The organism is Bordetella petrii (genome assembly GCF_020991325.1).
Taxonomy (GTDB): Bacteria; Pseudomonadota; Gammaproteobacteria; order Burkholderiales; family Burkholderiaceae_B; genus Bordetella_A; species Bordetella_A petrii_E.
Genome location: NZ_JAJMLX010000204.1, coordinates 1 through 8,414 on the forward strand (window position 1 = coordinate 1; position 8,414 = coordinate 8,414).

At 69.3% G+C, this 8,414-nt stretch carries 3 protein-coding genes; 1 reads left to right on the forward strand and 2 read right to left on the reverse strand.

The window, feature by feature from the left end:
• Positions 1–151: 151 nt before the first annotated feature.
• Complete coding sequence (locus LPZ50_RS17940; RefSeq protein WP_329957680.1) at positions 152–865, forward strand: hypothetical protein; 714 nt, start codon at positions 152–154, stop codon at positions 863–865.
• Here LPZ50_RS17940 and LPZ50_RS17945 read toward each other — a convergent pair.
• On the reverse strand, positions 862–1,929 hold the full coding sequence (locus tag LPZ50_RS17945) for a sensor histidine kinase (RefSeq protein ID WP_230663237.1): 1,068 nt from the start codon (positions 1,927–1,929) through the stop codon (positions 862–864). The genes LPZ50_RS17940 and LPZ50_RS17945 overlap by 4 nt on opposite strands.
• A gap of 77 nt (positions 1,930–2,006) precedes the next feature.
• The gene (locus LPZ50_RS17950; RefSeq protein WP_230663239.1) at positions 2,007–8,372 is read right to left on the reverse strand and encodes an autotransporter outer membrane beta-barrel domain-containing protein; all 6,366 of its coding nucleotides are present in this window, start codon (positions 8,370–8,372) and stop codon (positions 2,007–2,009) included.
• Positions 8,373–8,414 lie beyond the last annotated feature (42 nt).

An 8,414-nucleotide genomic window follows, 5' to 3' on the forward strand; every position in this document is an offset into this window, starting at 1 on the left:
ACCCGGACGCGCTGCGCCGGCACTGCCTGGAGCACCTGTCGCGCTACATGGTCCCGCAGGAGTTCCGGTTCCTGACGGCGTTCCCGCGCACCTCGACGGGCAAGGTCGACCTCCGGGCGCGGGCCGCGCTGCTGCGCCCCGAGGAGGAACCGTGCCTGGTGAAGCACTGACCCTGGAGGTGCCCAGCCGGATCCTCGGCCGAACCAAGCGCGCCACGGTCCTGCTGCCGGACGGGTACGCGGCGCACGGCCCCGGCCTGGCGCGGACCCGGCGCGACCAGCGGCTGGCACAGGGCCTGTACGCGCTGATCGCCATGCTGACCAATTTCCTGGCGGCCGCCAACGCCACGCACCTGATCTTCATGCTGACCGGGCTGGGGCTGGCCGCGGCGGCCGCGGTGGGCATCTCGGCGCTGTGGGGCATAGGCCAGGTCAGCGCGCGACTGCTGGAACTGCTGTTCGGCGGGCGCCTGCATCCGCTGATGCTGAACCTGGCCACGGCCGCGGTGCTGCCCCTGTGCTTTCTTGCCGGCAGCGCGGCCGGCCATCCGGTGGCGGCGGGCCTGTACGCCTGTGTGTACGGCGCCTGCAACGGCCTGCTGACCATTACGCGCGGCACACTGCCGCTGGTGCTGTTCGATACCCGCAGTTATGGCGCGCTGGTTGGCCGCCTGCTGGTGCCGGGATTCCTGCTGACGGCCGCGGCACCCGTGGCCTATGCGCAACTGATAGCCTGGCAAGGCCCGCGCGCCGCCATGCTGGCGTCGGCCCTGTTGGCGGGGCTGATCCTGGCGGCCTCGGCCTGGTTGTATCTGCGCTTCGACCCGCGCCGCCTCCGGCCGGCAGCATCGCGCGGCACGCCTTAGAACGACCGCGGCTTGCCCTGCAGCCGGACGGTGGCCACCGTCATGTCGCCCATCTGCCGCAGCGAAAATTCGTGCCTGTGCGGATAGCGCAGGTCCAGGCGGCGGCAAAGATTGCCCAGGCCGCCAGGCCCGGCCGCCGGGTCGCCGGCCAGGCGCAGCACCCCGGGGTTATCGACACGCACGAACAGTTCGTCTTCATGGCGCCAGGTACGCACGTTGATCACGAAGTGCGCGTCGCCGGTGGCGCGCATGCCATGCTTGATGGCGTTCTCCACCAGGCCCTGGATGGTCATGTGGGGAATGGGCATGTCCAGCGTTGCCGGATCGATCTCGCAGTGACATGCGAAGCGCGTACCGAAACGCAGGGCCTGGATGCGGGCATACGCCTCGGTGGCCTCGACTTCTTCGTCCAGCCGGCAAAGGCCCTGTTCGCGCCGGTCCAGCGAATAACGCAAGTAGCCGGCCAGGCGGCGCGTCATTTCTTCGGCAATGCCGGGGCGGTCGGCGATTTCGGCCACGATGGTGTTCAGGGCATTGAACAGGAAATGCGGCTCGATCTGCACCTGCAGGTGCTCCAGTTCCAGGTGCAGGGCGCGCGCCTGGGCCTCCAGGCGGGAAAAGCGCTCGGCACGCGCGGCCATTTCGGCGGCCACGCCCAGGTAGACCAGCGCCCAGATCGACAGCACCCCCATGTAGTAGATAAAGCTGAACAGGTAGGGGCCGTCGGGCAAGGCACGCAGGGCGCCAGGCGGAAACAGGCCGTGTATGCCGTAGGCAATACCCGCCAGCAACGCCGAGGCCGCCAGGCACGACACCAGCACGCCGGCCACCACCGGGCCCGGGGATCGCCCGGTGGGTACGGCGCGCGCGTGGGTCCAGGCAGCCATGGATGTCAACGCGAACCCCACGGGATCCAGGGCCAGCGTCAGCCACAGCGCGGCCGCGGCGTTGCCGAACACAGTCCAGCGTATATAGAATCCAATGGCCGCCAGGCAGCACCAGCCTGCCACCTGGACGCGCCAGAAGCCCGGAGAAGTGTCCCAACGGTTAAGTGCTCGCGACATGGCAACTGTCCGTTCGTGGTTGTCGGTCGACGAAACGCCGAGGCCTGTTCACACTGAAGGGAGTTCCGTACAGGCTCCTAGAACCTGTACATCACCTTCAAGTGCCCGGCATGGCTGGTCGTCTTGCTGGAGACCTCGCCGTCATACTGCAAGCGGAAATCCAGGCCCGAACGGTTGTTCACCTGCATGCCCAGGCCAAAGCGCCCGACCACGTGATCGCCAGGCAACGACGTGCTGAAGCCGCTGCTGCCGGCCGGCGCGCCCTTGAAGCGGGCGTGGGTGCTCCATGAATCGTCGCTCAGGAATGATGCGCCCGCGTAGGCATAAGGCCGCATGGTGGCGCCCTGGGGCAAGTCCACCCGCCCGCCGATTTCCAGCATCGGCGACAGGCTTGCCACGAACTGGTCGCTGCTGTCCACTTCCAGGCTCAAGGGGCCGCCGGACTCGGTATAGCCGGGCATGCGCGCATAGAGTGCGTCCAGGTCGACATAAGGCTTCAGGTAGAACTGATCGGTGACCCCGATATGGCGCGATACCCGCAACCGCATGCCGGCGCTGTAGACATCGGGGCTGCTGCCGGCACGGCGGTCGTAGCCGTCCACACCGAGACTGCGGTCCAGGTCGTACGAGCCATAGCCGCCGCCAAGCGCCGCCGAATACACCCACGGCCCGGCCTGATGCTTCAGCACCACGCCCGCATAACCCGCATCGCCGCTGCCGCTGGCCCGCCCATTGTCGGCGCGCAGGCTATTGTTCTGATAGGCCACCGACCCGCCCACGAACCAGCCCGGACGGATTTCCCGCTGGCCGCCGACCTGGTAGGTGGTGCTGTCGAATGCATAACCCGAGGTACCCCCGGCAGCATCCTGATCGGTGCTGCGCCGCGACACCTGCCCCCAGAAGCAGTCCTGCTCGAGCCCGTCGGTGCCGGTGCGCTGCATGGCGGGACACGACATCATCGACCCGGCAAAGCGCGCCATGTCGGCCACCATCTGCGCGCCAGGCGCCAGCGTGACGCCAGGCGAAAGGTCCGCCAGCCGTTCGCGGTAGGCACCCGGCCCCTGGTTGGCCGCCGTGTTCAATACCGCGAACAACGGCGCCATCTCGACGGTGCCGCCCTGGTCCCAGATTTCCTGCAAGTGCCCGGCAACGGCGCGCTGGTTGCTCGCCAGATTCTGGCTGGCGGCATTGAAGTCCGCGCCTTTCACACTGACGCGCTGCTGCTTGCCCACCTGCCGCATATCGAAGTCGAAAATGGGCGAATCCTTGGCTTGCAGCACGCCCGCCGACGCGCCTTCGACGTCGAGCACGGCCAGTTCGCGCCCGGGCAGCAGGCTGATGGCGGCCAGGTCGAACTGGCCGTCCAACCGGGCATCGCCCTGCACCGTCATGTGCGCGGCGCGCATGCCGGCGAAATCGATATCGGCGCGCAACACACCGGAGCTTGCCTGGCTGTAGTCGCCAGCCACGGTCAGGCGGCCGAACCGGCCGGCGGACCCCACGACCAGTGTGCCCGCATTGGCAACATTGGCCTGGTACAGCGTCGCGCCCGTCAACGTGCCGGTGGACATGTTCTCGATCGCGCAAACCCCTGGGTTATCGCACTGCGTGCCGCCATCCATCAGGCCGCTGTTGCGCACGTTCATGCCCGCCTCGCCGTCGTAGCGCAGCGCGATGCCGGACAACGCGGTCACGCCCCCGTCGGTTCCGATCTCCAGCAGGCTTGCCCCCACGCCGTTGCTGGCCATCCAGACGCCAGTGCCGCTGCCCGAGCCGCCCGCCACGGTTCCGTTGACCGTGACGGCGACCGGGAAACCTTTCTCGTCCGAACCTTCGCTCTGGGCGAAGACGCCCGTGCTGCCGTCGCCGGTGGCGCTGACCGAGCCGTCGACAGTCACGTCGACATGGCCCGCCCAGTTCTCGGTATTGCCATCCACGGCGTTCACGCTGCCGGCGAAACCGCCTTGCGCGGAACCGGCCAGCCCGCCGCCGCCGCCAATCGACTGGGCGATCACGCCGTGCGCGTTGGCGCCGGTAGTGGTAACGGTGTTCTGGATCACGACCGCGACATCGGCGCCCGTGCCGCTGACCTGGCCGCTGGTCTTGGCCCAACCGTCGCGGTCGAGCGAGATGGCTTGCCCGAGGCCTCCGGCAATGCCGCCTCCGCCGCCCACGGATTGCGCCACCACGCCATGCGCGCCCGCGCCTTCAGTGGTGACCGTGCCGCCGGTCAGCGCAACCGACACTTCGCCGCCATTGCCCTGGACATCGATATCGCCGCCCAGATCGATACTGCTCACGGCGGCCGCGTCGCCCGCGCTGACGATGCCCCCGCCGCCGCCCACCGACTGCGCGATGACGGCGATCGATCCGTCGCCCTTGGTGGTCAGCTCGCCACCCGTGGTCAGGTCGACCTTGCCGCCGTTTCCGCTGCCTGCCTGGCCGGCCCCCAGGACCAGGCCGAATTGCCCGGCCGCGCCCGTGGCGGGGTCGCCGCCATAAACCGTGGCCAGCCCGCCGCCGCCGCCGATGGACTGCAGCACCAGGCCATGGGCGCTCTGCCCTTCGGTGCTGGCCCTGACCCAACTGGACGGCGATACTTGTATGTGGCCGCCAGAGCCCCATGCGCCATTGATCCCGCCCACTCGCACCGTACCCGTGCCGCCAGCCGCCGCCGACTGGGCGACACCGCCCCCGCCCCCGATCGACTGCACGAGCACGGCGTTGGCCCCATGGCCATGCGTAAAGGCGGCATTGTTGTCACCGGTGGAATCGAACTCCAGGGCAATGGCGCCGCCGCCCGACTGGTCGGCAGAGGTTGCCGTCGACGGCTTGGAATTGCCGCCCACGCGCAGGTCCAGCGAAATGGGCCCCGGCCCCGACGCCGAGGCTCCGCCCTGACCACCTCCGCTGCCAATGGATTGCAACAGCACCGCGTCGGCAAAATCGCCATAGGTCGTCACGCGGGCCGCCAGGCGGGCATAGTTGTCGGCGCTTCCGATCGTGCCTCCCGCGCCGATACCCGCCGAGCCGCCAACCAGAAGGCTCACGTCATAGGGCGCATTGGCCGCATCGGCAATCGGCCCGGATGCCGTGCTGCCTGGCGCGCCGCCCAGCCCGCCGCCGCCGCCAATCGCTTGCGCCACCACGCCATCGGCCCCCGCTCCCCCGGTCGAGATCACGCCGTCGAGGTCCAGGTCGATACGGCCGGCGCCGTTGTCACCTGTGTCGACGCCCTCGTCCCCCGGATCGTATCCGCCGATAACCACGGTTGTGCCATCCTGCGAGGCCGAGTCGGTGACGCCGATGATCCCTATCCCGCCCCCGCCCCCTATCGATTGCGCGACGACGCCGTGCGCGCCATCTCCGGCGGTGTTGACTGTCCAGTCCGAGGCGACCGACACCGCCCCGGCCTCGCCCGCCATATAGCCGCCAACCAGCAGGCGGGCGCCATCAAGGCGGGTTCCCTCCAGCGCCTGCACGCCGCCCACGCCGCCGCCGCCGCCAATCGACTGGGCCGCGATGGCGGTCGCATCGTCGCCCCAGGTCAAGACATTCGTATGCACGTTCACGGATACATCGCCCGCGGCCTCGCCGGAGGCCACCTTGACCGTATCCGACCCGCCACCCACCTGTATCAGCGCGGCACTGTCGGCGACCATGCCGGTGCCCAGCCCGCCACCCTGGCTGATCGACTGGGCAAGCACACCGTAGGCGCCCGCCCCGGTTGTCGTCAGCAGCTTGCCGCCCTGGCGGGTCACATCCACCGTCACGCCGCCCGCGGCGCCGGTGCGCCCGAGGCTGCCCACCTGGATATTGGCGGCGCCATTGTCCAGCGTGCCGTCCACCGCCAGGCCGGCATGGCCGACACCGCCGCCGCCGCCGATCGATTGCGCCAGCACGCCCATGGCCCAGGTACCGCTGGTCGCCAGGGTGCCGTCGTGCGAAACGCGGACCACGGGCGCGCTCGATCCGGCATCGGAGCCGCCGTCGGCGGCATCGCCGCTGCTGCCGGCCAATGTGCCGACGTCATCGCCGCCGGCGCCCAGCGCCAACGACCGTTCGATTTCCACATCATCCGGCCAGGCATCGGGCGCATCGCTGTCGTCGTCGTCCTTCAGTACCGCCCCCATCATGCCGCCGCCCCCGCCGATAGACTGCGCCACCAGCGCGTGCGATCCGTCTCCCAGGGTGACGATATCGCCCCTGCTGGCCACGTCGACGACGCCGCCATCGCCGGCGTGGCCGTCGGCCAGGCTGCCCAGCGTGACCACCAACTGGAGCTCGGGGCTGGGCGGCGTGAAGTTGAAATCGAGACCCAGCGGGTCATTGACGCCGGCCATTCCCCCGCCGCCGCCCAGCGACTGCGCCACCATCCCATGGGAAAAATCGCCCCGGGTCGTGATGTTGTGCTCGCCACCGATGTTCACGGCGCCGCCATCGCCGCCATCGCCGCCCGCGCCGCCCAGCAACAGGTCGAGACTGAAGCTGTTGGCCAGGCCAGGCGTCTGATCCGGGCTGCCGACCGAGCCGATGCCTCCCCCGCCGCCGATCGATTGCGCCACCAGGCCGCTTGCCATGTGGCCGCCGGTATAGATGTCGACCGGCCGGCACGCCACGCTGGAGCACATATCCACCACGCCGCCATCGCCGCCGTCGCCGCCCGAACCGCCCACCGACACCGTGAAATTCAGTGAATTGCCGATGCGGGTGCCGCCGACGCCCTGTGTCAGCCCGCCGGTACCGCCGCCGCCGCCGATGGATTGCAGGGCGATCGCATGGGCCGTGTCGCCGAAAGTCTGGATGCGGTTGCCGCTGTCCGACGCGAACATGACCGTGCCGCCATCATTGCCATCGCCACCGGTTCCTCCCACGCCCGCGCCGATCTCGAGCCGCCCTTTGGTGGCCAGGGTGCCGCTGCCGCCCTGGCCGCCCCCGCCGCCGATGGACTGCGCCAGCACGCCATAAGCGCCATACCCTTGCGTCTGGACCAGCGCGCTGCGTTCCAGGGTCACCGAGGCTTGCCCACCGTGGCCGCCCGTGCCCCCCTTGCCGCCCACGGCAATGTTCAGGTCCAGCCAGTCTTCATAGTTCTGCGAATAGCTGCCGCCCCCGACGCCGCCGCCACCGCCAATGGACTGCACCACGACGCCGTCCGCGTAGTCGCCCGAGGTCGACACGGCGCCGTACTGATGCAGGGTGGCGTTGGCGCCATCGCCACCCGTGCCGCCCTTGCCACCCACGTTCACCGTGATGCTGCCGTTCAGCGCGAACGGGTTGTGGTCGAGCAGTGCCTTGATCGCATTGAAGACGTTGTCGAGGATATCTCCTTCGTCCGCGCCCATCGATCCGCCTACCCCGCCGCCGCCGCCGATGGACTGCACCAGCACGCCATCGCTATCCCGGCCGGTGGTGACAATATCGCCAAAGTTGTTCACGGTGGCCTGCCCGGCATTGCCGCCTTCACCGCCCGACATGCCGACGCCGACGTCGACACTGAAGCCGGCTTCCAGCGCTTTCGTGACCTGGCCTTCCAGGCCCAGAAACACCGCGGTACCCTGCCCCGTACCGCCGCCGCCGCCGATGCTTTGCGCCACGATGCCGCGCGCGCCCGAACCGGTGGTCTTGATCCGCGTATCGTCGAGCGTCGCGACCTTGACTGCCCCGCCGTCGCCGCCCTTGCCGCCTTTGGCGCCCACGCTGACCAACGCATCGACGCTGATCGCCGCGCCCGTCTCGAAATCGAAGGCATACGCATCGGCCGAGCCGCCATCGCCGCCGCCACCGCCTATCGATTGCGCGAGCACGCCGTTCGAATAGTCTCCGCTGGTCCGCACCACGGTCCAGCCCGCGTCATCTCCATCGCCCAGGTTGACATTGACCTCGCCGCCGGTGCCCCCCGCGCAACTGTTATCGCCGTCGTCCGAGGTAATGCACCGGCCGCCCACGGCTGCCTCGTCCTGGACATTGATGCTTTGCAGGCCGATCACGGCGTCTAAGGAGAAGGTTGAAGCCGAGCCGCCATCGCCGCCTCCCCCGCCCACCGATTGCGCGTACACGCCATGCGAATACTGGCCTTCGGTGCCCACGTCCGAATCCCAGATGGCGGTATCGACTTTGCCGCCATCGCCGCCATTGCCGCCCTGGCCGCCCACCATGACCAGGTTTTCCCAGACGGCGGCGGTGCCGATTTCCGTGAAAATGACGCCGACCGCGGCGCTCTGGTCTTTCACGCTGCCGCCCGACCCGCCGCCGCCGCCGATCGATTGCGCGACCACGGCCGACGCATCGGACACTTTGTTGCCATCGCCGTCGGTCTGGCCGCCATTGCCCGTGTCGTTGCCGGAATCCGGCGCGTCCGGGCCGTGGGTATGGATGGACGATGCGCTGAGCCGGGTGTAGATGTCGCCGCCGTCGCCGCCCTTGCCGCCGGTTCCGCCCACGCCGACGACGAGCTGGCCCTCGATCGCGCCATCGTCGGCGCG